Raw genomic sequence first — 23,150 nt, 5'->3', positions numbered from 1 at the left:
CCCGGCTATGGCGTTCATCCACTTCCAGACATAGCTAAGTCTCTGGAAGCAAGGGAACTTCGCGTCATCCCCGCGAAGGCGGGGATCCAGAGTCTCCAGTGCAGGTGCTTCCAAAGTCTGGATTCTCGCCTTCGCCGGAGAGACGGCCAATGAAGTAATTTTATTCCAATGCTTCACACGACGCCGAGATGTGGCCGAGATGTGTAAGTTGATCTCTCCCACCAAGGGAGAGGGAAATACAGTCTCCCCCATCAATCGTCCCCGCTGGCCGGCATCGGGCCGTGGGGCAGGTCCGCCTTCCGGCTGCGGAACAGGTTGCCGACGAAGTGGCCGAAATCCTCCATGTAGAGGTAAAGTGACGGCGTGATGTAAAGCGTCAGCACCTGCGACACGCACAGCCCGCCGACCACGGCGAGACCCAGCGGCTGGCGCAGTTCGGCGGCGGCGCCGTGGGCGATGGCGATGGGCAGGGTGCCCATGATCGCCGCCATGGTGGTCATCATGATCGGGCGGAAGCGCAGCAGGCAGGCCTGCTCGATGGCGTCGCGCGCCGCCATGCCGTTGCGCCGCGCCTCCACCGCGAAGTCGATCATCATGATCGCGTTCTTCTTCACGATGCCGATCAGCATCAGGATGCCGATGATGGCGATGACGCTGAGTTCGGTGTCGAACAGAATTAGCGTCGCCAGCGCGCCGATGGCCGCCGAGGGCAGGCCGGACAGGATGGTCAGCGGGTGGATGAAGCTCTCGTACAGCACGCCCAGCACGATGTAGATCACCAGCACCGCCGCCGCCAACAGCAGCGCCTGCCCCGCCTGAGCGTCCTGGAACACCTGGGCGGTGCCCGCGAAGCCGGTGGTGATGGTGGCGGGCAGCCCCATCTCGCGCTCCGCCCCGCGGATCAGGTCGACCGCCTGCCCGAGCGAGGCGCCGGGCGCCAGGTTGAAGGACAGGGTGACGGCGGGAAGCTGCCCCTGGTGGGCCACCGCCAGCGGACCGGCCGTGCGCTCCACCCGCGCGAAGGCGTCGAGCGGCACCAGCTTGCCGCTGGTGGTGGAACGGACATAGATGCGCGACAGCGAACTGTCGTCGCCCTGGTATTTCGGCTCCAGTTCGATCAGCACCTGATAGTCGTTGCTGGGGGTGTAGATGGTCGAGACCTGCCGCTGGCCGAAGGCGCTGTAGAGGGTCGAGCGCACCTGATCGACGCCGATGCCCAGCGTCGCCGCCTTCTCGCGGTCGATGTGGACATAGGCCTGGGGGTTGTTGAGCTGAAGGTCGCTGGTGACGTCCTGCAGGATGGGGATGCCGCGCAGCGCCTGCTCCAGCCGGCCGGACCATTGGTACAGCTCGTCCAGGTCCAGGCCCTGGATGGTGTACTGATAGAGGCTCTTGGATGCACGGCCGCCGATGCGCAGGTTCTGCACCGGCTGCATGTAGACCGCCATGCCCGGAATGCCGGCGACCTGACGGCGAAGCTGCTGGATCACCTCGGTCGCCGACGGACGCTCGTCGCGCGGCTTCAGGGTGATGAACATGCGGCCCTGGTTGCCGGTGTTGCCGCCGGTCCCGACGGAGGAGATGACGTCGACCACCGCCGGGTTGGCCTTGACGATGGCGGCGACCTGCTGCTGCCGTTCCGCCATCGACGGGAAGGCGATGTCGGCCCGCGCCTCCGTCGTCACGAAGATCTGGCCGATGTCCTCGGTCGGGAAAAAACCCTTGGGGATCGCCTGATAGAGCAGTCCGGTACCGATGATGGTGCCGATCATCACCAGCCCCATCAGCGGCCGGTGGCGCAGGGTCCAGCGCAGGGTCCGTCCATAGCCGTTCAGCAGGGCGGAGAAGCCCGCCTCCAGCGTGCGGCCGAACCACCCTTCCTTCTGGTCATGGGCGTGGGTGAGGAAGCGCGAGCACATCATCGGCGTCAGCGTCAGCGACACGAAGGCCGATGCGGCGATCGACATGGTGACGACCAGGGCGAATTCATGGAACAGACGCCCGACCACGCCGCCCATCAGCAGGATCGGGATGAAGACGGCGACCAGCGACAGGGTGATCGACAGGATGGTGAAGCCGATCTCGCGGGAGCCCTTGATCGCGGCCTCGAACGGCTTCATCCCCTCTTCGACATAGCGGACGATGTTCTCCATCATCACGATGGCATCGTCCACCACGAGGCCGACCGCCAGGGTCAGCGCCATCAGCGAGATGTTGTCGACGGAAAATCCCAGCAGATGCATGCCGCCCGCCGTCGCGATCAGCGAGATCGGCACGGCCAGTGCCGGGATCAGCGTCGCCGACAGCCGGCGCAGGAACAGGAAGATCACCAGAACGACCAGCACGATGGTCAGGCCCAGGGTGAACTGCACGTCCTCCACCGCCTGACGGATCGACTGCGAGCGGTCGTTGACCACCTGGATGGCGGCGGCGGCCGGAAGCTGGGTCTGGAAGACCGGGACCAGCTCGCGCACGCGGTCCACCACGTCGACCGTGTTGGCGTCGGGCTGGCGCTGGACCGCCAGCATGATGCTGCGGGTGCCGTTCAGCCAGCTGGCGGTGCGGTCGTTCTCCACACTGTCCAGCACCTTCGCCACGTCGCCCAGCCGCACAGGGGCGTTGTTGCGATAGGCGACGATCAACTGGCGGAAGGCGTCGGCGTCGGGAAGCTGCGGGTTGGCGGCGATCACCAGCTGCTGCTGCTGGCCTGTCAGGGTGCCGACGGGGGTGTTGGCGTTGGCGGCGGCCAGCGCCTTCTGCAACTCGTCGATACCGATGCCGCGCAAAGCCAGGGCGTTGGGGTTGACCTGAATCCGAACGGCGTATTTCTGCGAGCCGTAGATCTGCACCTGGGCCACGCCCGGCAGGGTCGCGACCTTTGGCTGGATCAGCGTCTCGGCGATGTCGTTCAGGCGAGCCAGCGGCAGGGTCGGCGAGTTCAGCGACAGGAACAGGATCGGCTGGTCGGCCGGGTTGACCTTGCGGTAGCTGGGCGGCGTCGTCATCTCCGCCGGCAGCCGGCGCTGGGTGCGGGCGAGGGCCGCCTGCACGTCGGCCGCCGCCGCGTCGATGTCGCGTTCCAGCACGAATTGGATGGTGATGCTGGTGTTGCCGAGCGTGCTGTTCGACGTGATGGTGTCGATGCCGGCGATGGTGGAGAACTCGCGCTCCAGCGGGCTGGCGATCGACGCCGCCATCGTCTCCGGCGAGGCACCGGGCAGGCTGGCGCTGACGCTGATGACCGGGAAATCCACCCGCGGCAGCGCCGCAGTGGGCAGCTGGCGGTAGGCCGCCAGACCGCTCAGCACCAGCGCCGCCGTCAGGAGAATGGTCATCACCGGACGGCGGATGCAGAGTTCGGAGAGGTTCACGTCGCACCCCCGGTGGTCTGCGTCCGGGTGCCGGCGGTCTCCTCAACGGCGGAGCCCTGCCGCCGGCCGCCTTCGGCCGTCTCACCGGATGGGGGTGCGGCCGGCTTGCCGGCGCGTTCGCTGATCTTGGCGCCGGGGAACAGGCGCGACTGGCCGTCGACCACCACCCGCTCCCCGGCCTGCAGGCCGGAGGCGACGACGCTGAGGCCGCCATGGCTGCGCTCGACGGTAACCGGGCGGACCTCCACCGTCTCGTCGGGCTTGACGACATAGACGAAGCGGCCCTTCTGGCCGGTCTGCACCGCCAGATCGGGGATGGTCAGCGCGTTCTGCTCGACCCGCAGGGTCAGGACGGTGTCGACGAACTGGCCCGGCCACAGCCGGGTGTCGGCGTTCGGAAACTCGCCCTTGACCAGAATGGTGCCGGTCTGCTGGTCGACCTGGCTGTCGACGAAGGACAGCTTGCCCTGCGCCGTCTCGCCGTGACTGCCGGCGATGCTGGCAGTCACGGCAGGCGAGCCGGCGGCCATCGCGGCGCGGATCGCCGGGAGGTGCTTTTCCGGAACGTTGAAGGCGACGTTGATCGGACGAAGCTGGGTCAGGGTGACCAGCGGGTTGGCGTCGGCGGCGCGCACCATGGTGCCGACCTTGGCGGTGATGGTGCCGGTACGGCCGTCCATCGGCGCGGTGATGCGGGTGAAGCTGAGCGCCACCTTCGCCGCCTCGATCGCCGCGAGGTCGGCCTTCACCGTGCCTTCCAACGCATCGGCGGTGGCGACGGCGGCGTCATAGGTGGTGCGGGAAATCGCGCTGGTGCGCACCAGCTCCCCATAGCGCTTCACGTCGCCCTTGGCCTTGTCCAGATTGGCGCGGTCGCGTTCCAGATTGGCCTGGGCCTGACGCAGCTGGGCGTCGAGCGAGCGGCTGTCGAGCGTAAACAGAATGTCGCCGGCCTTCACCTCCTGCCCCTCGGTGAAGGCAACGGTCTCCACGACGCTGTCGACGCGGGCCTTGATGGCGATGGCGGCGATGGGCTGGACGCTGCCGATGGTGACGATCTGCTCCGGCACCGCCTGCACCGCCACCTTTTGGGTCACCACCGGCACGGTGCGGGCGGATGCCTGCGCCTGGGTCTTCGCCCCATTCGCCGCCCCACCCGCCGTGGTCCCGCTGCCCGCCCCGCCGGTGTGGGACGCATACCAATAGTACCCGCCGCCGCCGATCAGTGCGGCAACAAGCAGGACCAGGAAAAACCGTCTCATAGGCGAGGACTCCAGACGCCGGAGCCGGGGTCCGGCAGCGCTTATATGAAGGGGGGCAGGTTGGTGATGCCGGACATCAGAAGATCGATGACGGAGCGCTCCAGCGCCTCGCGCGGGCGGTCGCCCACCTGCATGATCCCGCCACGGACCATGCCGATGATCAGCAACGGAACGATCTCCAGATCGATCTTGCGGAATTCACCCGACTGCATGCCCTCCGCCAGGACCTGTTGCAGGGCCGTCGCGCTGCGCTGGCTGCGGCGGCGTAGGATGCGGCGGCTGCGGTCGGCCAGATCGGACTGATCGCCGCCCAGCAGCTTCAACGTCTGCAACTGCTCGCTCAGCGTGCCGACCAGGGCGGAGACCATCGCCGACAGGCGGACGGAGGCGGGAACCTGCTGCGGCGCCAGTTCGGCGTTCAGCTTGTGCTCCAGCCCGCCCAGAGCCCGTTCGAGCGATTCCAGATACAGCTCTTCCTTGGAGGGGAAGTAGCGGTAGAGCGTGGCCTTGCCCACGCCAGCCCGCTTCGCCACCTCCTCCACCTGGACGGAGGCGTAATCGCGGCCGGCAAACAGCTCCGCCGCGGCGTTGAGGATCACCTCGCGCCGGCGAGCGCGCCAGTCAGGTATCTCTTCCGCATCAAGAGGCATGAATGGAACTCACGGGTTTCAAAACTGACGATAGTCGAGATCCTTAGAGTGTCAAGGAACCAGTCTCCAAGAAAAATGAATTCCGCGTCATCTGCGGAAAACCCTTGCCCGGCAAGGGACTGACGGCGTGACGACGGCAGGCGCCGTTCCCTCGCGAAAAAGGCGCGAAGCCCGACCTGCCCAGGCGGAGATGCCTGGGAGGCCGGGCTTCGCGCCCTTGTATCGGAAGGCGATGCCTGCCGGTCAGCTTCGGGTGCTGGGAGAGCGGCCGGTGCCGGTGGAGCCGGTCACGCCCGTGGTGGAGCCGGCCATCGACCCGGTGCCTGCGGAGGCTCCGGCCGGGCCGCCACTGGTGCCGGCGCCGGTCCCCGTGCTGGTCGGCGAAGCCGAGCCGGTGTTGGCGCCGGTCCCCATGCCGAGCCCGGCGGCGCTGCCTGCGGTGGTGGTGTCGGAGCCCTGATGGCCGCCGGTGGTCCCGGACATCGACGTGGAGGTGGTGCCGCCGCCCGCGGTCGCCATGGCGGAGGCCCCGGCGCCGGTGGAACTGCCCCAGCCGGTGGCGCTCTGGTTGCCGGTCTGGCTGCGAACGCGCAGGTTGTTCTGCACGTGCGACACGCCGGACACCGATTCGGCGACATCCTCGGCCCGGCGCTTGGTGTGGCGGTCGGGCACCATGCCGGTCAGCGTCACCTCGCCGCCGCTGACCGTCACCTCGATGTCGGAGGCGTCGATGTAAGCGTCGTCGGTCAGGCGGTCGCTGACATCCTCGCGCACGCGCTCGTCGGAACGGCTGTAGCCGCGCGGGCCACGGCCGCGATGCTGGGAGGCACGGCGTTCGTCCTCGCGGCGGCGGCGTTCGGCATCGTCGTCGCCGAACCAGGAGGCGATTTCGTCGCCGGCCTGTTCCCAGAAGCCGCGATCACGGTTCCGGCCACGGTCGTCGCCCCGGCGCTCGTACCGGTCGTCGGCATAGCCCCCGCCATAGTCGCTACGGCTTTGCCCGCCGCGGAGCATGCTGCTGCGATCCTCGACCCAGGAGCGGTTGCGGTCGTCACGCTCGTAGCCGCCGCCCCCTTGGCCGCCGCCGTAGCTGGTGGAGGAGCTGCCGCCGAAATCGCGCCGGCTCCAGTCGCCACGCTCCCAATCGCCACGGTCGCGGCCGGCTTCGTAGCCGCCGCCATAGCCGCTGCTCTGGGTGCCGCCCTGGGAACCATAGCCGCGCGAGCCGTAATCGCGGTCACGTTCGCCATACTCGCGCCCGCCATAGCCGAGCGTGCCGCGGCCACGCACGCCACGGTCGCCCTCGCCATAGGGGCGCACGCCGTAATCGCGGTCGCGGTAATCGGCGTTGCCGACATCGCGGTTGGTGTAATTGCCCTCGGTCCCGGCATTGCCGGCGCCGGCATAGCCGCCATAACCGCTGGACCCGGACCGCCCGCCATAGCCGGCGCCGTAGCCGCCGCGGCTCATGTCACGGCCACCGCCGAAGCTGCGGTCATAGACGCGCTCCATCTCGCGGGAGGTATCGCCGCGGCGGTCGTCGCTGTCGGAATAGGACTCGCGGCCGTAGCCGCCGGATTCGTTGCCGACGTGCCCGCCATAGCCGGCGTCGCGGTAGCTGCGGCCCTGGTCGTCCTGGTGGCGGTGGGCCTGCGTGCGATACATGCTTTCGTGACGGCGGTCGTCGTCTTGGCCATAGACGCCGGTGCGCTGCGGCCCCTCGCCCCAGTCGCGATGCCGGTTCGGCTCCCGGTCGTCGTCGCGCCAGTCGCGGCCTTCGCCCCGCCACCGATTCTCGTACTGCGCCATCGTGGTCGGCTCCCTCTTTTCCGGATTCTTGGAGTGCGGGCTTCGCGCCACGAAAGGCGTGGGCGCGCCCGTCCTTCCCCGAACAACAGGAGCGGTCAAACGGCGTTCCGGATTTTCAGCGGCCGCCCCCCGGCGATATCGAGAGTTCTGGCACGGCGCTTGCGTGGTGCAGAGCGGTTGGTTCCACGCATCACTTGCGGCTTCGGCGCTTCATGCACCGAAGCCGTTTTCTTTTGCGCCCCATTATTGGGCAGACGTGTCGATCTGCTTAATTTGGCAGCGGACGGTCGAGCAGACGGGCAACCGCGGCCCCCAACTCTTCATTGAGGAAGGGCTTGTAGATGATCTCATCCGCATTGAACATGCGCGTCATCTTCAAGAGATAGCCCGCCGGCATGTTGGGCGCCCCGCCGGACATGGCCAGGATCTTCACGTCGGGCTGAGCGCTGCGGGCAGCCTTGATGAGTTCGATCCCGTCGACCTCCGGCATCAGCACGTCGGTGACGATCAGGTCGAAGCTGCGGCGGTCGAGCGCGCGGATGGCCGCGCGTCCGTTCTCCGCCTCGGTCACCTCGAAACCGCGCCCTTCCAGATAGCCGGCGACGGACAGGCGGACGGCCGGAGAATCCTCCACGACCAGGATGTTGGGCCGAATGGCACTTCCCATCATACACCCGGTTCCTTTTGGGAACCGCCTTATCGAAAAGCCGGCAACGGCCGGCGGAAGCCCGCCCCTTATCCCCTCACCCGCCGAGCGCCGCAACCGCCGCAGCCGCGTCGGCATGGATCTCGAACAGGGACGAGAAGCCGCTGACGTCGAACACCTCGCGGATGTGCGGCGCCATGGCTGAAAGGGCGATCGAGCCGCGCTTCGTCCGTGCCGCCTTGGCGGCGACCAGCAGGCAACGAAGCCCGGCAGAACTGATGTAGGAAAGCTGGGCCATATCGACAACAAGCCGCGTGCCTTCGGCGCCGATGGCCGACAGCAGAGCCGATTCGAATTCGCCGGCATTGCCGCTGTCGATCCGCCCCTCCGCCCGCAGAACGGTGACGCCGTTGACCGACTGTTCGGTGATGTTCATACCCTGCCCTCGCCTCGAATTACCACGTTGGTGCTTATACCATGTCGGCTGGCGCCCGACGATGCATTCGCGGTGCAGCGGATGCTTCCTCCCGGCCGCCGCCGTCAGGCGACCGGATCGGACAGCGCCGCCAGGGCGGACACCGGAGCGTCCGCCGCCCCGCGCCAGCGCAGGACGAGACAGGTGATGTCGTCGGACTGCGGCGCCCCGGCGGTGAAGCGGGCCACATCGGTCAGCACCCCGTCCAGCCCGTCGCGGGCGGACGCGCTGGACTGGCCGGCGACCGCGGCGGCAAGGCGGGGGTCACCGTACATCACCTCCTCGCCGTTGAACGCCTCGGTGACGCCGTCGGTGAACAGGAAGACCATGTCGCCGGTGTCGAGCATGACGCTCTTCTCGCCGAAAGGCATGTCGGGCATGGCGGCCAGCGCGATGCCGGGGGTGCGCTCCAGCTCCTTCACCGCGCCGGACGCGGTCATGCGCAGCGGCGGGTTGTGGCCGCCGTTGGAATAGGCCAGCACGCCGGTGCGCAGGTCCAACTCGCCATAGAAGACGGTGACGAACATCATCTGTTCGTTCTCCGCCGCCAGCAGGTTGTTGACCCGGCGCATCGTCTCCGCCGGGCCGACGCCCGATTCGGCGATGGCGCGAAGCATCGTGCGGGTGATCAGCATGAAGAAGGCGGCCGGGATGCCCTTGCCCGACACGTCGGCGATGACCAGCGCCACCTTGTGCTCGGAGATCGGGAAGAAGTCGTAGAAATCGCCGCCGACCTCCTTGGCCGGGATCATGCGCGCCGCAATGTCCAGCTCGGCCAGATCGGGGAAGACCTGGGGCAGGATGGTCAGCTGCATGGTTCGGGCGATCTCCAGCTCCTGCTGCAGGCTGATGAGGCGGCGCTTGTCCTCCAGGGCCTCGCGCAGGTCGCGCACCATCTGGGTCAACTGCACCTGCTGGGTGCTGACCCGCGTCGCCAGACGGGAGAAGCCCAGCGCCAGCAGGCCAAGCTCGTCGCCCACCCCCTTGGATTGCGAGGACTGGGCATCGTGGGTCTCGGCCTCGATCTGGCGAAGCTCCTCCAGCAGGGTCTGGCGGGCATCCTCCTCCAGCGTGACGGCCAGCGCCTCCATCTGGCGGCGGATGAAGCGTTGCTGACGGCGCAGGCGGCGCTCGCGCTGGCCGGCGCTGCGCTCGATCTCGCGCATCACGCCGCGGAAGACCTCCACCGCGCCGGCGATGCGGCCGATCTCGTCATTGCCGGCCGGCAGTTCGACATAGCCCATGGACCGACCGTGGGAGAGGTCCTGAAGCGCCTTCACCGCCCCGTCGAGCGTGGAGAAGTTCCGCCGCAGGAAGCCATAGAGCAACCCCAGCGCGCCCAGCAGCACCAGCCCGACCGCCGCGACATAGGCGACCGACCACAGCGCCTGCTCCTCCACCGCCTGGGTGACGTCGGTGGCGATCAGCACGGTGGCGACGCGGCCGCCGGCGAGATCGGCCACCGGCAGGCTGGCCAGCGCATAGCGGCGCCCGCCATCGGCGACATGGGTGATGCTGCGCTCTGCCGGTCGGACCAGCGGCTTGACCGCCGGCCAGAGCGGATCGGTCTCTCCATCCAGGGCGGCGCCGCTGCGGCTGACGGCGAAGACGCGCCCGCCGGTGGTCCGCCGCAGCACGTCGAGCGCGGCGACGAAGTCCAGGCCGGCCACCGCCGCACCGGTGACGCCGGCCCCGCTGCCCGCGCCGCCGCCGGCCCCGGTCCCGGCATAGATCGGCACGCCGGCCACCACCACCAGGCGCTCGCCATCGACCAGACGGACGCCGCGCGCCAGCTTCTGCCCGGACAGGATGGCGTCGAGCGCGCCGCGATTCAGCAATGGCGCCGGATCGAAGGCCGGATCGCTGCTGTAGAGCAGGTCGCCCGACTTCGACAGCAGGTTGACGTCGGTGATGCCACCGGTGGCGGGGGCGGCGAGAATCCCCAACGCGGCGACCCGGCGGTCGAGCGCGCCGCGCTCCTCCACCTCGACCGCGCGGGCGATCTCGGCGTCGCCGGCCAGCCGGCCAAGCCCCTGGTCGATGCGGCCGACGGCGCCCGAAACGGCGAGCTGCCAGGAGGTTTCGAGCCGTGCCAGTTCAAGCTCGCGCGCGCGCTCGTCGGCGGCGTCCTCGCGCAGGGCGGCGAACCCGAGAAGCAGGCCGGCCACGATGGTGACGGTGGCGAGCACGAACAGGATGATGCGGGTCTGGAGCAGCATGGGGGCCTCTCAGCTCCGCGGAACAACGATAGGCCGCGCCAGCAGCAGGGCCAACCCGGCGGGAAGCAGGGCCGACGCGGTAAGCAAGCCGCCGTCCCAATCGACCGCCACCGCCCAAAGCAGCGCGGCCAGGACACCGACCGCCAGCGCCCGCAGGATCGATGGAAGACCACCGTCCCCGGTCTGCCGCCGCACATAGGACAGCGCCAGCCCGGCGGCGAAGCCTCCCGACGCCGCACCGAGCAAGCCCGGAGCGAGCGCCGATAGGGCGCCGATCGCCAAGACGGCCGCCGCCAGCAGAAGCAGCGCGGTCAGCAGGGCGGCAATCCGGCGCAGGCGGGCGGGAACCGCGTAACCGGCGGCCAGACCGGCAAGCGCGACCGCCGGCAGAGCGGCGAGCATGCCGCCGGACAGGTCCGCGGCACCCGCCCCAATGCCCGGCGCCAGCATCGCCGCGGCGGACGCCGCCAGCAGGGCGAAGGAATGGATGTCGTCGGCGCGGGAATCGACCTCGCGCCGGGGAGCGGCCTCAAGACCGGAGCCAAGCGCCTCCAGTGCGGAGCGGCGGGTGCGGTCGACGGCCTCGGCGACCTCCGGGTCGAAGACGGCGGCACGAACCTCTTCCGCATGGGCGGCGAAGCGTTGGCGGCGCTCGTGCAGGCCAAAGACCACGGCGTTGAAGGAGAAAAGCAGACGGCCGACCTGATCGCGCGGACGGCGGCCCAGCAGCGTGGCGAAACGGCCGGCCGCGGCCTCCTCCATCGCGCGGGCCAGCCGGCGCAGCGGCGCGCGGAAGCTGGCACGGGCCAGCACGCCGGCCAGTTCGGCCAGCAGCAGCAGGACCGCCAGACCGCCCAGCGCCACGGTCGCCAGCTCGCCGGCGATCTGACCGCGCACCTGACCGGGCTGTACGCCAACCAGCACATGGCCGGCGGGCGGCTGCCCCACCCCACCGCCGCCGCCTTCCGAGGACAGGCGGCCGATGCGCACCGGCAGGCGCAGGATCAGGAAGCCGTCGCGCTCGATCGGCTGGAGGGTCGCGGCGCGGGTCTCGGGCGTCGGCAGGCTGCGCAGCGAGGCGGCCAGCGTTTCCATCTGCTTGCGGTCGGGAAGGGAGCCGCCGGTGGCCGCCGATTGGAGAAGCGCGCCGTCGGCGCCGGTCAGCGCCAGGAAGCCGATGTCAGCGTTGCGGTCGGCGATGCCCTGGAGAAAGGCGCCGACCCCCTCGATGCGCGGAAGCGGGATGCCGTAGCCGATGGCGCGTTCCAGATCGTGCTGAACCGCCTCCGCCACCGCGGCGGCCTTGCCGGCGCGCGCCTCGCCCAGCTGGTCCTGCGCCAGCCAGGTGCCGAGAAGCCCGACCCCGGCCATAGCCAGCGCCGCGGCCAGCAGGATGACGGCGGGAATGCCGAGCATGAAGGAGCGGTGGCTGCGCGATGTCATGCGAGTTCGTCCAGGCGGGCGACTTCGCGCTCCGCCTCGTCGAGGATGGTCAGGCGCCGCCGCACCGCATCGGTGAAGGCGGGTGCCGGCAGGCCGAGTGCCTGGGCGGTGGATCGGGCCATGGATTGGGCAGCGGAAGGGGCGGGAAGAGCGGTCGCACCCTCCCCCAGCCCTTCCAGTGTGGCGGCGAGATCCGCCAGAGACCGCCGCGGCCCGGCGGCGATGCCCAGCCCGGCCAGCCAGCCGACCAGCGCCAGCGGCAGCACAATCAGAACTGCGCCGATGGACAGGGTCAGGGCATAGTGGCGCATCGGCTCGGCCATCGCGCCGGACGGCATGCGCACCAGCACGCTGCCGGCCGCGGTATCGAAGCTGGTGGCGAGACCGACGCCATAGACCCGCTCGGCCCCGCGCACCTCCGACCAGAAGCCGCTGACGTCGCCGTCAGGGCCGCCAGGGCTGTCGGACGCCGATGCCGGGCGGGGCGGCAGCGCCTCCCCCACCTCCACCGCGTTGGTGGAGAAGAGAATGGTGCCGGCCTCGTCGAGAACGGCGACGGACTGGATGCCTGGAAGGGCGGCGCGGGCACGGGCCAGCAGCACATCGACCTGCGGCAGGTCGCCCAGAGCCAGGCCGAGATTCAGCTGGGTCTCGAGCGACGTTTTCGCCTCGCTCAGCACGAAGCCGACCTGGGAGGACACGGCCTCGTCCAGGCGGCGCGCCTGTTCGCGCGTCCACAGCACGACGGCGGACAGGCCGGCGACGAACACCGCCACCGCCACGAACGCCGCCAGCCGCGCCCCGAAACTGCCCGATCCCATCCCGGTCTTCTCCCTCCGGCCGATCCGCAACGGCGCGATCAGCGCCACCCAATCAGTGCGGCCCAATCAGCGCGGATCGCGCTCCCGGCCGCACAGCGCGTACCAGCGTTGCGACGCCCCCTCGCCCGCCGCGACGCGGCCCCAGACATGGCCGCGGTCGAACACGTCCCAGCGGGAGGCCAGTTCCTCCACCGCGACCAGTTCGGCGCTGGCGGTGTCGAAGACCGGGTCGACGGTGAAGTCGCGGTGGACCAGCAGCCGCACCAGATCGCCGCCGACGCGGACCAGCCGCTTCGGATAGATGCCGTGCCGCGCCAGATGACCCCAGCTGCGGTGGTTGCGCGTGCTGACGGTGGTGACGAGATGCCGGCGGCCGAGCGCCTCCGCCACCTCGATCCGCCAGTCGATCAGGCGGTGATGCAGCCCGCGCCCGCGCTCCGACGGATCGACCATCGCCGATGACATGTGCGCGACCCAGGGCAGCTCCGCTTCCGGCAGATCGAGGTCGCGACCCCGGTTGGGATCGGTGGCCGACGGCAGGCCCAGTGCGCCGTAGGCGACCAGCACACCCTTGCGGAAGATGCCGGCAGTCAGGCCCCGGTCGCCCAGATGGTCGGTGACGAAGTTCCCGACCTCGCCCGCCATGCGGTAATGGTCGGGGTCCTCCAGCGTCGCCACCACGCGGACGCGGAAGTCGGCGAGCAGGTTGGAATCGTCCAGGTCCATCATGCGGACGCTCAGCCCGTCCGGCAGGTCGGCGGCCAGCGCCCGCAGGCGGACGGCGGCGACCGCGCGCGCGGCGTCGCCGCGCAGGGGGATCGCGCCGAACGGCATGGGGACGGGGGGCAGGACGCTCATAATTCGCCACTCACGATTCGATGATTTCCGCGAAGTTCAGGAGGCCGATTGGCGGGTAATATTCCAGTGCCCGCACGGTGGCCATGTTGATGATGACGGAGAAGCGCTTCAGCGTTTCCACCGGGATTTCCGCCGGCTTGACGCCGTCCAGCAGGATCTGCGCCGCCTTGAAGGCGGTGAAGCGGCCGATGCCGTAGGCGCTGCTCGCCAGCGCCAGCATCGCCTTGTCGGTGCGCACGATCAGCTCGGTGACGGAGAAGGTCGGCAGATGCAGCCGCAACGCCTCCGCCGCCACGACACTGCGGTTGTGGAAGGCGATGAAGGTGTCGGGGCCGATATACAGCATCTCCGCCCCGCGCTGCGCCGCACGGGCGATGGCGTCTGGAACCGCGGCGGAAATCGGCTCGCCCCGGTCGTTCAGGGGCACCGGCTCCTCGATCAGTTCCAGCCCGCGCAGGGCCGTCTCCGCCCGCAGCCCCTCGATGGTGAGGACGGAGTTGCGCTCCTGCGGGTTGTAGACGACGCCCAGCCGCTTGATCGGGCGATAGGCCTGGATGGTGTTCAGTTGGACCGCGATGGGGGCGATGTGGATGGTGCCGGTGACGTTGCGCCCCGAACGGGCGAGGTCGGGTACGATCTTCGCGTCCACCGGGGCGGCGACGAAGGTGAAGACGACCGGGATGTCGGTGACGTATTTGCGCGGATCGGGTTGGTCGAAGGGACCGATGAGGCCGCGGGTCTGCGGCGTGCCCCAGCTGTAGATCAGATCGGGGCGGGTGTCCTTGATCTCTTCGATGATGCCCGGCAGCTTGGCGGTGTCGCCGCCGGTGTTGCGGATGGTGTAGTCGACCTTCAGGCCGCGGCGCGCCAGATAGTCCTTGAAGCCGTATTCGTTGTCGCTCTCGCCGCGGCCCAGCACCATGGTGATGCGGAAGGTCCTGTCCGGCACACCGGCGGCGAGCGCCGACCCGATCAGCGCGTTGCCGGCCAGCGGCAGGCCCGGCAGCGCCAGCCCGCCGGCGGCGGCCAGCCGCAGCAGCGAACGGCGGCGGATGCGGAGGAGGTCGTCCTCGTCGAAGAAGTTCGCGCTCATCGCGGTCAAGCCTCCTGCGGCCGGGTCGCTGGGGTGGCCGGCCGGCCGGTGCGGAAGAGAATCCAGAACAGCAGGGCGCTCGCCCCGCACAGAAGGCCGATGCCAAGCATCGCCTCCCGGTAGGAGGTGGCGACCGCCACCGCCATCGCGGTGACGGGGCCGAGCGCGCCGCCCAGCCGCTCGATCAGCCGGTACCAGCCGATGGCCGCGGTCTCCTGCAGGCCGCCCTCGCGGGCGATCTGCGAGACCAGCGTCAGCTGCGGCGCGCCGACCAGCGCCTGTGACAGCCCGAACAGGGCGATGGCCAGCGGCGGCCCCCACAACGCCTGGGTCGCGACGATGGGCAGGCAGCTGGCCAGCGTGCCGATGCCGCCGGCGGCGATGAAGCCGCGCCGCGCCTGCCAGCGGTCGGACAGGCTGGCGGCCAGCGGTGACACCAGGATGAAGGCGACGAAATACATCATCTGCACCCGGCCGATCTCCGCCTTGGTGGCGCCGTCGGCGGTCAGCAGAAGCGGGACGAGGCAGAAGAGGAAGGCGGTGGAGGCGATCTTGGTCGGGATCGCGCTCAGCACCATCAGGGCGGAGAAGCGGAAGTCGCGGAACAGCGGCAGCGCGCTGCCCATCGCCGGACGCGGCGCCGCGCCGGCCGGACGCGCGGCGGAACGGCCACGCAGGAGCAGCAGGCTGACCGACAGGCCGGAGCCCAGAGCCAGGACCGCGCCCAGCAGGAACGTGGCGCGGAAGCCCGCCTGATCGGCGATGATGCCGCCGCCGACCGGGCCGCAGACGCCGGCCGCCAGCAGGGCGCCGATGAACATCGCCATGCCCGCCGCCCGGTTGCGCGGCGTGGTGTGGTCCACCACGATGCCCTGCGCGGTGATGAGCACCAGCCCGTAGCCGAGCGCGGTCAGGCAGCGCCACAGCATCAGTTCGAACAGCGAGCCGGCATAGGCGGTCAGCGCCAGGCTGACGGAGCCCAGCAGCGCCCCGATGGTGAAGGAGCGCGCCCGGCCCCAGCGTTCGGAGAAGCGTGCCCCGCCCGGCTGCGACAGTGCCCAGATCAGCATGAACAGCGTGATCGGCAGGCTGACCACCATGTCCGGCGTCAGCCACGGCACCTCGCCGGCAAAGGATTTGGCATAGGCTGGCAGGAAGGGGCGCGACAGCTCTTCCGACAGGCAGAACAGGAAGACCGGCAGCCGCAGGAAGACGAGGTTCAGCGGCGTCGGCGGCGGCGTGGCGGCCTGCGGATCGCGGAAGCGGAACCGGCCGGCGAGCGCGGCCAGCCCGGCCTCCGCCCGGTCGACCCGCGGATCGTCATTGCCCAGCCGGCGCCGCAGCTCCGCCACCCGCGCGGCGAGCCCGGCATGGCGGGCATTCACGCTGTCGAGCGCGGCCCGCACGCCCCCTTCCAGCGCGCGGTCGTCATTGGCCCCGGCGGATTGCGCTCCGGCGGGTTCGGGGATCACGGGCAGGGTGGCGCGGAAATCACCCTCCTCCGCCCGGTCGGCCAGCAGCCGCAGGGTCAGCACCCGCCGCATGGCGAGATTCACCACCAGCTGCAGCACTTCGAAGATCAGCAGGACGGAGACGATGACCACCGACAGCACGTCGAGCGCCAGATCGGTGGAGGCCTTCGCCAGGAAGGCGCTGTCGATGCCGACATGCAGCGCGCCGGCCGATGCGCCGGTCCCGCCCAGCGGGTTCTCGACATCGACGAAGCCGCTCACCAGCCGCCCGTCGGCGGGGCCTGACAGGCGGCCGGCCGGCACGGACGACAGCCCGGCGAGCGGCTTGCCCGCCGTCGCCACGATGCGTCCGGCAGGATCGGTCACCGCGATGTAGGCGATGTCGTCGTGGCGATCAACCTCCGCCGCCAGCAGGGCGTCGAGGCCGGCCATGCGGTCCAGCGGGATGCGGACGCCGAGGCCGCGGTCGATCTGCGCCGCCAGCAGGCCGCCGACCGTCTGCGCCTTGCGCGCGAGTTCCGGTTGGAAGAGAGGGTCGAAGCTGCGCAGCGACAGCCAGGACGCCGCCCCCGCCGCCACGAGCAGGACCGCCACCGTGACGATGGTCAGCCGCAGCACCAGCGCGCTGATCGGGTCGCGCTGCCGGGCCGGCGCGGCCTTCGCGGCGCTGGACTGTCCTTTTCCGGTCATGGCACGGCCCCTTTCGGCATCGGCGATGCCATGTTCACCGATGGACTGCCGAGGGGAGCCATCGCATCCAGCTCCCGCTCCAGTTCTTCCATCGCTCGGTCGGCGTCGGCGATGCCATGGTTCAGACGGTCGCGCACCACGCCGAGCGGGGCCGCGCCGGCGGCCAGTCCGCGGCGACCGCCGCCCTGGCGCACGACGATGAACACGGCGGCGAATGTCGCAAGCGCGGCGATCAGCACCAGGGCCAGCGTACCGAGGCGCAGCCCGTCTTCGACCGCCGCGACCCGCGCCTTCAGGCCGGTGAGGGAAGAGCGCAGGATCACCTCGCCCACCGTCTGGCCGAAGCTGTTGCGCACGCCGGTGCCGATGACCAGCACGTCGCCGTCGACGCGCTGGCGCAGCGTGCTGCCGGGATCCTCGCTCCAATGGACCGGGCTGGGGCGGCCGACGCTGTTGCGGTCGGACGCGAACAGCACGATGCCGCGGTCGTCCACCACCTCCACCCCGAGGATCTCCTCGCCGGAGGCGGCGCGTTCGGCCTGCGCCTGCAGATCGACCAGTTCGGACAGGTCGAGCCCCAGCGTCAGCCCGTATTCGACCCGGCGCCTCATCTCGTCCGCCACCACCGTCAGGCGGGACGTCGTGACCTCGCGCAGCTTCTGTTCGAACTTCAGCCCGGACAGGGCGACCGACAGCAGAACGGCCGTCGCCACCGTCGCGGCGATGACGGCGCCCGTGCGCAAGGCCAGCACGCCGCCGAGCCTCATCGCATCCCTACATGACGAATTGGTGATACATCAGCCACGGATCGCCCAAAGCTCCATCGCCACTTGGGGGAAGTCACCCGCTAGATGAACCGCGATTCCGCCCGATGTTGCAAGCTGTTTCCAAATCGGGCTACCGCGTTCGAGTTCGAAATACACGGCCCCGGCATGATAGGGCAGTTGCCGGGGTGCGACGGGCAGCGGTCTTACTCGGATGCCAGGCAACTGGACATTGACCAGTTCGCGGATTTGTTCGACCGGACCGATCTTGACCAGCGCCGGGAAGTTGCGGCGCAGCGCCTCTCCCGGCATGTCCGCCCGCACCGCCAGCACGAAGGTGGCGGTGGTGATGAGCGAGCGGTCGGCGATGGTGCCGACGCGGATGCCGTATTTGCGTTCCAGCAGGTCGATGGGGATGGCGGTCTGTTCCAGCACCGCGCTGAGCGAGCGGCGGATCTCCGCCATCACCGGCTCCATCGTAGCCTGCAGGTCGTCGTGCCGATAGGGCGGGAAGGCAGGTGGCCGCTTGTTGACCGCGGTGAAGGTGGCCAATTCGCCGGCCAGCGACAGCATCATGCCGTGCAGCCGTTCCGGATGGATGTCGGGCATGCGGGCGATGTTGGCGAACAGCGGTTCGGAGCGGTTGGCGACCTGAAGCATCAGGAAATCGGCCATCTCGCCGGCGCCGCGCCCGTTGGACCCGGCGACGCGGGCGGCCAGCGCCTCCGACCGGCTGTTCAGCAGTCCCTGGATTTCGGTGACGTAGCCGGCCAGCGGGGCCAGCGCCTGGACGTTCAGGGCCGGCGGGATATAGCGCTCGTCCAGCGTGGCCCGGCGGTCCGACCGCACCTCCTGGATGCGGGCGAGGCCGAGGCAGTGGTAGCCGGCACGCTCCTGCCGTTCCAGCCGGTAGCGCAGGCGCAGCCGCCCGGTGCGGATGCGCGACACGCTGGCCGACCCGGCGATGGCGTCGACCGTCTCCGTCTCCTCGCCGACATAGCGGGTGGCGGCGTCGGCGCTCTCGCCGACCTCGAACTCCACGCCGCCGCGCTGGCGCACCGGCAGGGCCAGATAGACGATGCTGTTGGCCAGCGTCTCCGGCAGGTCGAGCGGCGGCGGCGGATCGTCGTCGTCGGGGATGTTGATCGGCGTCCCATCCTCCAGGATGCCCTTGCAGCGCAGCACAGCGAACTTGCCTACGGCCAGAAGCTCGCGGTTGATCGTCAGCTCGCTGATGCCCCAGGCGAACGGGCGCAGGCCGGCCACCCGACCGCGCACCAGCCGTTCGACGTAACGGTCCTGCTGCTGGAAATGCTGCGCCCGCAGGAACATGCCTTCGGACCAGATGACCTTGTCGTCCCAACTCATGGGCGCTTTCCCTCTTGCAGGCTGGTGGTCGTCGTCATGGGTCGTCTTCCGCCGTCAGCCGCCGAGCGCGTGGCGGTGGATGGGCAGGAGCCGGTGGTAAAGCGCCGCCAGCCGGGCGCCGCCGTCGGCCGTCTCGCCCGTCAGCTCGCGCACCGCCGCCAGCAGGGCCGACTGGTGGGCGGCGCCGTCGGCCGCGGCCGACTGCAGCAGCGCCTCCGCCTCGGCGGGCGGCAGGGCACGCAGCCGGGCCAGCGCATCGTCGGCGTCCGCCGCACGGAGCAGGGGCGAGGCCCCCTGCGCCAGCGTGTCCTCCGGATCGAGGCCGAGCAGCGATTCCAGCGCCGCCTGCCGCCGAACCAGCGACAGCACGACGTCGGCCAGCGCGCGGGCCAGGGGGTCGGAACCGGGGCCGGATGCGAAGCCGGAATCAAAGCCGGTGTCAGCGGCCGGCGGCGCGGAGGGCGCCGGGCGTGCACCGAAGGCGGGCGGCACCAGCGGATCGTCCGCCCAATCCTCCGGCGGAAGGCTGTCCGCCTGGGGCTGCGGTGGCGATGCGGGGAGCAAGGCCGGCATTGCCGGCGGCGAGGGCTGGGCCGGCGACAGATCGACCGGATCGTCCAGCCAGTCGTCGGGGATGGACAGTCCGCCGCTGCCGCCGCCGCTTCCCTGGTCGAAGGCCGGCTGTTCGGGCGCCACGCGGATGGTGCCGAGGCTGTCCGGCGAGAAATCGCGCTGGGCCGCGCCGGCCCAGTCGGCATCGCGGCCGTAGGCGTCGGGCTGCGCCGCTGCAGCCGTCGGCTGCCAACCGCCGGACGGCTTGTCGCTCCATCGGTCGTCGGCGCGCGGCAGGTCGCCGAACAGATCCTCGTCTTCCGGGATCGGCATCACCGGCACCGCGCCGCTGTTGAAGGCCGGCACGGCGAAGGGGTCGTCCTCCGCCGCCTGCGCCGTATGCGTCGGGGTGTCGGAGCCGCGCAACACCGCCAGGAAGGGATCGTTGGCGGCCGGCGCCTCTTCCGCGGCGAAGCCGGCGCGCATGACGAAGCCGCCCAATCGCAGCCGGTCGCCCTCCCCCACCACGGCGGAATTGCCGCGGCCGATCGGGGCCGGCGCGTCGTTGAGGAAGACGCCGTTGGTCGAGCTGTCGATGACGATGTAGACGCTGCCCTTGAACTCCACCATGCAGTGAATCTTGGACAGCGTCCGTTCCGGGTCGTTCAGTATCCAGTCGCAATCGGGGCCGCGTCCGATCACCAGCCGGCCGGTGCCGAGGTCGCGAGCGATGTCGGCGCCCTGCGACGGCGGGCATTGGATCAGGGTCAGGCGAAGCTTCATCGGATCACGCCCCCACCTTGCCGCTGCCGCCGTTGGCGATGTCCAGCGCCTGGGCCAGCGACGCGCGATGCCGGGCCTTGATCTCCTTCGGCACCGCGGCGGCGGCGAGCAGCACCGCGGCGGCGGCGGCGGTGCCGGTCAGCCCGTCACCCGGCGGCACCACCACCGCCGCATCGGGCGGAGCGAGGCTGCCGCCGGACCAGAAGGCGGCCATGGCGGCATTGGCGCAGGCCGTCTCGAAATTCATCGCTTCTGCGGGGGCGAAACAGGCGCGGCGGTTCTCCTCCGTCGGGCGGAAGACCCAGGCCTCAGCCGCCTCCAGCGCGGCCCCGTCGGCAGGCGCCGGTTCAGGAGGAAGCGCGCCGCGGGCGGCCAGACAGCCCCACCACACCGCCTCGCGCCGCGGCAGCGCCATGCCCAGCAGACGGATGGCGTCCGCATACAACTCGGCGTCGATCAACGCCTTCAGGTAGGCGGATGTCGGGGCGTTCGGCGCGAACAGCGCCTTCGCCTCCGCCGACAGGTCCAGCCCCGCGACCGCTTCGGCCGCGCGGGCGAAGCGCAACTTCGGCAACAACCCGATGTCCACCGTCCCAAACCCCGCTTGTGAAGACCGCCCCACTCTGGGCGGTGTTTCGTCAATTGATGGTTACCACGCCGCCCTTGACCTGGACCATCGCGTCACCGTTCACCTGGGTCATCGCACCCTTGATCTGCACCTGGCTGTCGCCGGTGACCTTGACCATCAGGCCTTTGACGGTGACGCCGGTCTGGTCGATCTTGACGCTGTTGCCGCCGACCTTCAGTTCGATGGAGGTCGTGGCCTCCATGGTGATCTTGCCGGTGCTGGCCTTCACCGACACGTCGCCCAGCCCGAGCTTCAGCGCATAGTCGCCCTGCTTCACGTCGATCGCCATGTTGCCCTGGCCGACGGTGAGGCTGTCGTTTCCCTGCCCGACCTCCACCGTCCGGTTGCCCTGGCTGACCGTGTGGGTGTCGTTGCCCTTGCTGACGGTGACGGTCCGGTTGCCTTCCCCCACCGTCAGGGACTGGTTGCCGGTCGACACCTCGTGGCTGTCGTTGCCTTCCGACACGGTGACGCTGCGGTTGCCCTTGGCGATGGTGACCGACTCATTGCCTTCCGACACCGTCTCGGTGCGGTTGTTCTTGATGGTGATGGTCTGGTCGTGATCGACGGTCAGCGTGTCGTCGTTCTCCACCATCCGGGTGAAGTCCTTCTGGGCGTGGAAGTAGATCTCCTCCGCGTCCTTCTTGTCCTCGAATCGCAGCTCGTTGAAGGTGGCCGTGTCGCCGCCCTTGCTGGAGCGCGTCTTGATGCCGCTCTGCGTCTTGTTGTCCGGCAGCGTGTAGGGCGGCATGTTCTCCGCGTTGTAGACGCAGCCGACGATCAGGGGACGGTCGGGATCGCCGCCGATGTAATCGACCAGCACCTCCATGCCGACGCGCGGGGTGAAGATGGTGCCCCAGTTCTTGCCCGCCATGGTCTGGGCAACGCGCAGCCAGACGAAGCTCTTCTCGTCGTTGGTGCCCTTGCGGTCCCAATGGAACTGCACCCGCACCCGGCCGTACTTGTCGCAGTAGATCTCCTCGCCGCTGGGACCGACCACGGTCGCGGTGTCCGGCCCATGGGTGCGCGGGCGCGGAACCGGCGGTGGACGGAACACGGTGGCGTCGGGGATCGCGGCGAAGCGGCAGGAGAAGGACGGCGGAACGCCACCGTTGCCCAGATGGCTCTGGTCCTGTGCGCTCAACGCCAGTTCTGTGAGGACATAGCCCTTGCCGACCTCGGCCGTCACCGCATGGCCGGTCATCGAGATCTTGCCGCCGGCGAACAGGCCGCGGTAGGTGGCGCTGCCCTCCACCCGCTCGTATCCGGTCTCCGTCTCCTCCATGCGCAGGCGCGACAGGGTGGTGCCGTCGGCCTTCACCATGTGGCCGCCGGGATAGCCGAACATCTCGTGCGACTTGAAGGCGGGAACGCTGAGCACCGTCGTGGTGCTGGCGGTCAGGTCGGTGCTGGGCGTTTCGAAATTATAGTCCTTCAGCGTCCATTTGCCGGACACGTAGGATTGCGAATGCGCCCAGCCGTCGATGGCCAGCGTGTTGCCCTGCACCGAGGTGGCGTGGATGACATCCTTGTCCAGGCAGTCGGTGTAGCCGGAGGCGCTGTCGCTCAGCACCAGCGTGTGCTTGCCGGCCTCGTGCTGGAAATAGAAATAGATGCCCTCGTCCTGCAACAGGCGGGCGATGAAGTCGAAATGCGTCTCGCGGTACTGGACACAGACCGGCCGGGCGTTGTGCGTGCCGGACAGTCCCTGCTTCTTCACCTCGGTCACGCCGCAGTCGGACAGCATGGCGTCGACGATCTGCACGACGCTCTTCTCCTGGAAGACCTGGCAGTCGGAGCGCAGCGTGGCCAGCCACAGGGTCGGCACGATCTCGGCGGTGTATTGGCGATAGCCGCGCAGGGCCAGCGGCCCGGCGGAAAAGCTGCTGACGATGCCGTTGACGATGCGGGGATCGCCGCCCTTGCGCGCGATCGACAGCGTCAGCGACTTCCCCAGGATGTCGGCCGGCGCGATCGTCATCCGCGGAGAGATCATCGTGATGGTGTAGCGGAACAGGCGCGACAGCCCTTCCTCCCCCTCGACGGCCACCGGGATCAGCACGTCCGCGCCCAACGGCGAGGTCAGCGACAGAAGCCGGCCGGTCTGCGAGATGGTGGGCGCATCCGACATGCGGGCTTGGTCCTATGTGTGTGGAAGAGATTGATTTGGAAAGGCATTGCCCCCACCCCTACCCTCCCCCGCTTCGCAGGGGAGGGGGACATTCCCTCCCCCGCCCAGCGGGGGA

17 protein-coding genes are annotated in these 23,150 nt (G+C 69.6%); all 17 read right to left on the bottom strand.

What is annotated here, in order from left to right; all coding sequences use genetic code 11:
- Positions 1-251: 251 nt before the first annotated feature.
- The gene (locus TSH20_RS01535) at positions 252-3,371 is read right to left on the bottom strand and encodes an efflux RND transporter permease subunit (protein ID WP_109073071.1); all 3,120 of its coding nucleotides are present in this window, start codon (positions 3,369-3,371) and stop codon (positions 252-254) included.
- Positions 3,368-4,633 carry an efflux RND transporter periplasmic adaptor subunit gene (locus TSH20_RS01530; RefSeq protein ID WP_109073070.1) on the bottom strand — a complete coding sequence of 422 codons (1,266 nt, stop codon included), beginning with the start codon at positions 4,631-4,633 and terminating at the stop codon, positions 3,368-3,370. Before TSH20_RS01530 ends, TSH20_RS01535 begins: the two co-directional genes overlap by 4 nt.
- A gap of 41 nt (positions 4,634-4,674) precedes the next feature.
- A complete protein-coding gene (locus tag TSH20_RS01525) occupies positions 4,675-5,283 on the bottom strand; it encodes a TetR/AcrR family transcriptional regulator (RefSeq protein ID WP_109073069.1) in 609 nt (202 codons plus the stop codon).
- 243 nt (positions 5,284-5,526) lie between these two features.
- Complete coding sequence (locus tag TSH20_RS01520) at positions 5,527-7,092, bottom strand: BON domain-containing protein (protein ID WP_109073068.1); 1,566 nt, start codon at positions 7,090-7,092, stop codon at positions 5,527-5,529.
- 268 nt (positions 7,093-7,360) lie between these two features.
- On the bottom strand, positions 7,361-7,762 hold the full coding sequence (locus TSH20_RS01515; RefSeq protein ID WP_109073067.1) for a response regulator: 402 nt from the start codon (positions 7,760-7,762) through the stop codon (positions 7,361-7,363).
- 73 nt (positions 7,763-7,835) lie between these two features.
- A complete protein-coding gene (locus TSH20_RS01510; protein WP_085089672.1) occupies positions 7,836-8,174 on the bottom strand; it encodes an STAS domain-containing protein in 339 nt (112 codons plus the stop codon).
- 104 nt (positions 8,175-8,278) lie between these two features.
- The gene (locus TSH20_RS01505) at positions 8,279-10,432 is read right to left on the bottom strand and encodes a PP2C family protein-serine/threonine phosphatase (RefSeq protein WP_109073066.1); all 2,154 of its coding nucleotides are present in this window, start codon (positions 10,430-10,432) and stop codon (positions 8,279-8,281) included.
- Positions 10,433-10,441: 9 nt separating this feature from the next.
- The gene (locus TSH20_RS01500; RefSeq protein WP_109073065.1) at positions 10,442-11,875 is read right to left on the bottom strand and encodes a HAMP domain-containing protein; all 1,434 of its coding nucleotides are present in this window, start codon (positions 11,873-11,875) and stop codon (positions 10,442-10,444) included.
- Entirely contained in the window at positions 11,872-12,762 is an 891-nt protein-coding gene (locus TSH20_RS01495) for a hypothetical protein (RefSeq protein WP_247871532.1), read from the bottom strand. Before TSH20_RS01495 ends, TSH20_RS01500 begins: the two co-directional genes overlap by 4 nt.
- On the bottom strand, positions 12,763-13,554 hold the full coding sequence (locus tag TSH20_RS01490) for a GNAT family N-acetyltransferase (RefSeq protein WP_109073063.1): 792 nt from the start codon (positions 13,552-13,554) through the stop codon (positions 12,763-12,765).
- A 10-nt stretch (positions 13,555-13,564) separates the two neighbouring features.
- The gene (locus tag TSH20_RS01485) at positions 13,565-14,647 is read right to left on the bottom strand and encodes an ABC transporter substrate-binding protein (RefSeq protein ID WP_109073062.1); all 1,083 of its coding nucleotides are present in this window, start codon (positions 14,645-14,647) and stop codon (positions 13,565-13,567) included.
- Between the two features lie 5 nt (positions 14,648-14,652).
- Positions 14,653-16,809 carry an MFS transporter gene (locus TSH20_RS01480; protein ID WP_109073061.1) on the bottom strand — a complete coding sequence of 719 codons (2,157 nt, stop codon included), beginning with the start codon at positions 16,807-16,809 and terminating at the stop codon, positions 14,653-14,655.
- Complete coding sequence (locus TSH20_RS01475) at positions 16,806-17,576, bottom strand: hypothetical protein (RefSeq protein ID WP_109073060.1); 771 nt, start codon at positions 17,574-17,576, stop codon at positions 16,806-16,808. Before TSH20_RS01475 ends, TSH20_RS01480 begins: the two co-directional genes overlap by 4 nt.
- 30 nt (positions 17,577-17,606) lie before the next feature.
- Entirely contained in the window at positions 17,607-18,941 is a 1,335-nt protein-coding gene (gene tssK / locus TSH20_RS01470; protein WP_109073059.1) for a type VI secretion system baseplate subunit TssK, read from the bottom strand.
- A gap of 54 nt (positions 18,942-18,995) precedes the next feature.
- The gene (locus tag TSH20_RS36080) at positions 18,996-20,276 is read right to left on the bottom strand and encodes an FHA domain-containing protein (RefSeq protein ID WP_109073058.1); all 1,281 of its coding nucleotides are present in this window, start codon (positions 20,274-20,276) and stop codon (positions 18,996-18,998) included.
- Between the two features lie 4 nt (positions 20,277-20,280).
- Positions 20,281-20,850 (bottom strand): hypothetical protein, encoded by a 570-nt coding sequence (locus TSH20_RS01460; RefSeq protein ID WP_247870529.1) that lies wholly within the window; start codon positions 20,848-20,850, stop codon positions 20,281-20,283.
- 64 nt (positions 20,851-20,914) lie between these two features.
- A complete protein-coding gene (gene tssI / locus TSH20_RS01455) occupies positions 20,915-23,035 on the bottom strand; it encodes a type VI secretion system tip protein TssI/VgrG (RefSeq protein WP_109073056.1) in 2,121 nt (706 codons plus the stop codon).
- Between the last annotated feature and the right edge of the window lie 115 nt (positions 23,036-23,150).

The sequence above is a fragment of the Azospirillum sp. TSH20 genome, from assembly GCF_003115935.1.
Lineage (GTDB): Bacteria > Pseudomonadota > Alphaproteobacteria > Azospirillales > Azospirillaceae > Azospirillum.
This window is presented reverse-complemented; position numbering and strand designations above follow the sequence as displayed.

Coding starts and splice junctions, on each gene's coding strand:
- TSH20_RS01530 (WP_109073070.1), bottom strand. CDS start 4,633: ATGAGACGGTTTTTCCTGGTCCTGCTTGTTGCCGCACTGATCGGCGGC.
- TSH20_RS01525 (WP_109073069.1), bottom strand. CDS start 5,283: ATGCCTCTTGATGCGGAAGAGATACCTGACTGGCGCGCTCGCCGGCGC.
- TSH20_RS01520 (WP_109073068.1), bottom strand. CDS start 7,092: ATGGCGCAGTACGAGAATCGGTGGCGGGGCGAAGGCCGCGACTGGCGC.
- TSH20_RS01515 (WP_109073067.1), bottom strand. CDS start 7,762: ATGATGGGAAGTGCCATTCGGCCCAACATCCTGGTCGTGGAGGATTCT.
- TSH20_RS01510 (WP_085089672.1), bottom strand. CDS start 8,174: ATGAACATCACCGAACAGTCGGTCAACGGCGTCACCGTTCTGCGGGCG.
- TSH20_RS01505 (WP_109073066.1), bottom strand. CDS start 10,432: ATGCTGCTCCAGACCCGCATCATCCTGTTCGTGCTCGCCACCGTCACC.
- TSH20_RS01500 (WP_109073065.1), bottom strand. CDS start 11,875: ATGACATCGCGCAGCCACCGCTCCTTCATGCTCGGCATTCCCGCCGTC.
- TSH20_RS01490 (WP_109073063.1), bottom strand. CDS start 13,554: ATGAGCGTCCTGCCCCCCGTCCCCATGCCGTTCGGCGCGATCCCCCTG.
- TSH20_RS01485 (WP_109073062.1), bottom strand. CDS start 14,647: ATGAGCGCGAACTTCTTCGACGAGGACGACCTCCTCCGCATCCGCCGC.
- TSH20_RS01480 (WP_109073061.1), bottom strand. CDS start 16,809: ATGACCGGAAAAGGACAGTCCAGCGCCGCGAAGGCCGCGCCGGCCCGG.
- TSH20_RS01475 (WP_109073060.1), bottom strand. CDS start 17,576: ATGAGGCTCGGCGGCGTGCTGGCCTTGCGCACGGGCGCCGTCATCGCC.
- tssK (WP_109073059.1), bottom strand. CDS start 18,941: ATGAGTTGGGACGACAAGGTCATCTGGTCCGAAGGCATGTTCCTGCGG.
- TSH20_RS36080 (WP_109073058.1), bottom strand. CDS start 20,276: ATGAAGCTTCGCCTGACCCTGATCCAATGCCCGCCGTCGCAGGGCGCC.
- tssI (WP_109073056.1), bottom strand. CDS start 23,035: ATGTCGGATGCGCCCACCATCTCGCAGACCGGCCGGCTTCTGTCGCTG.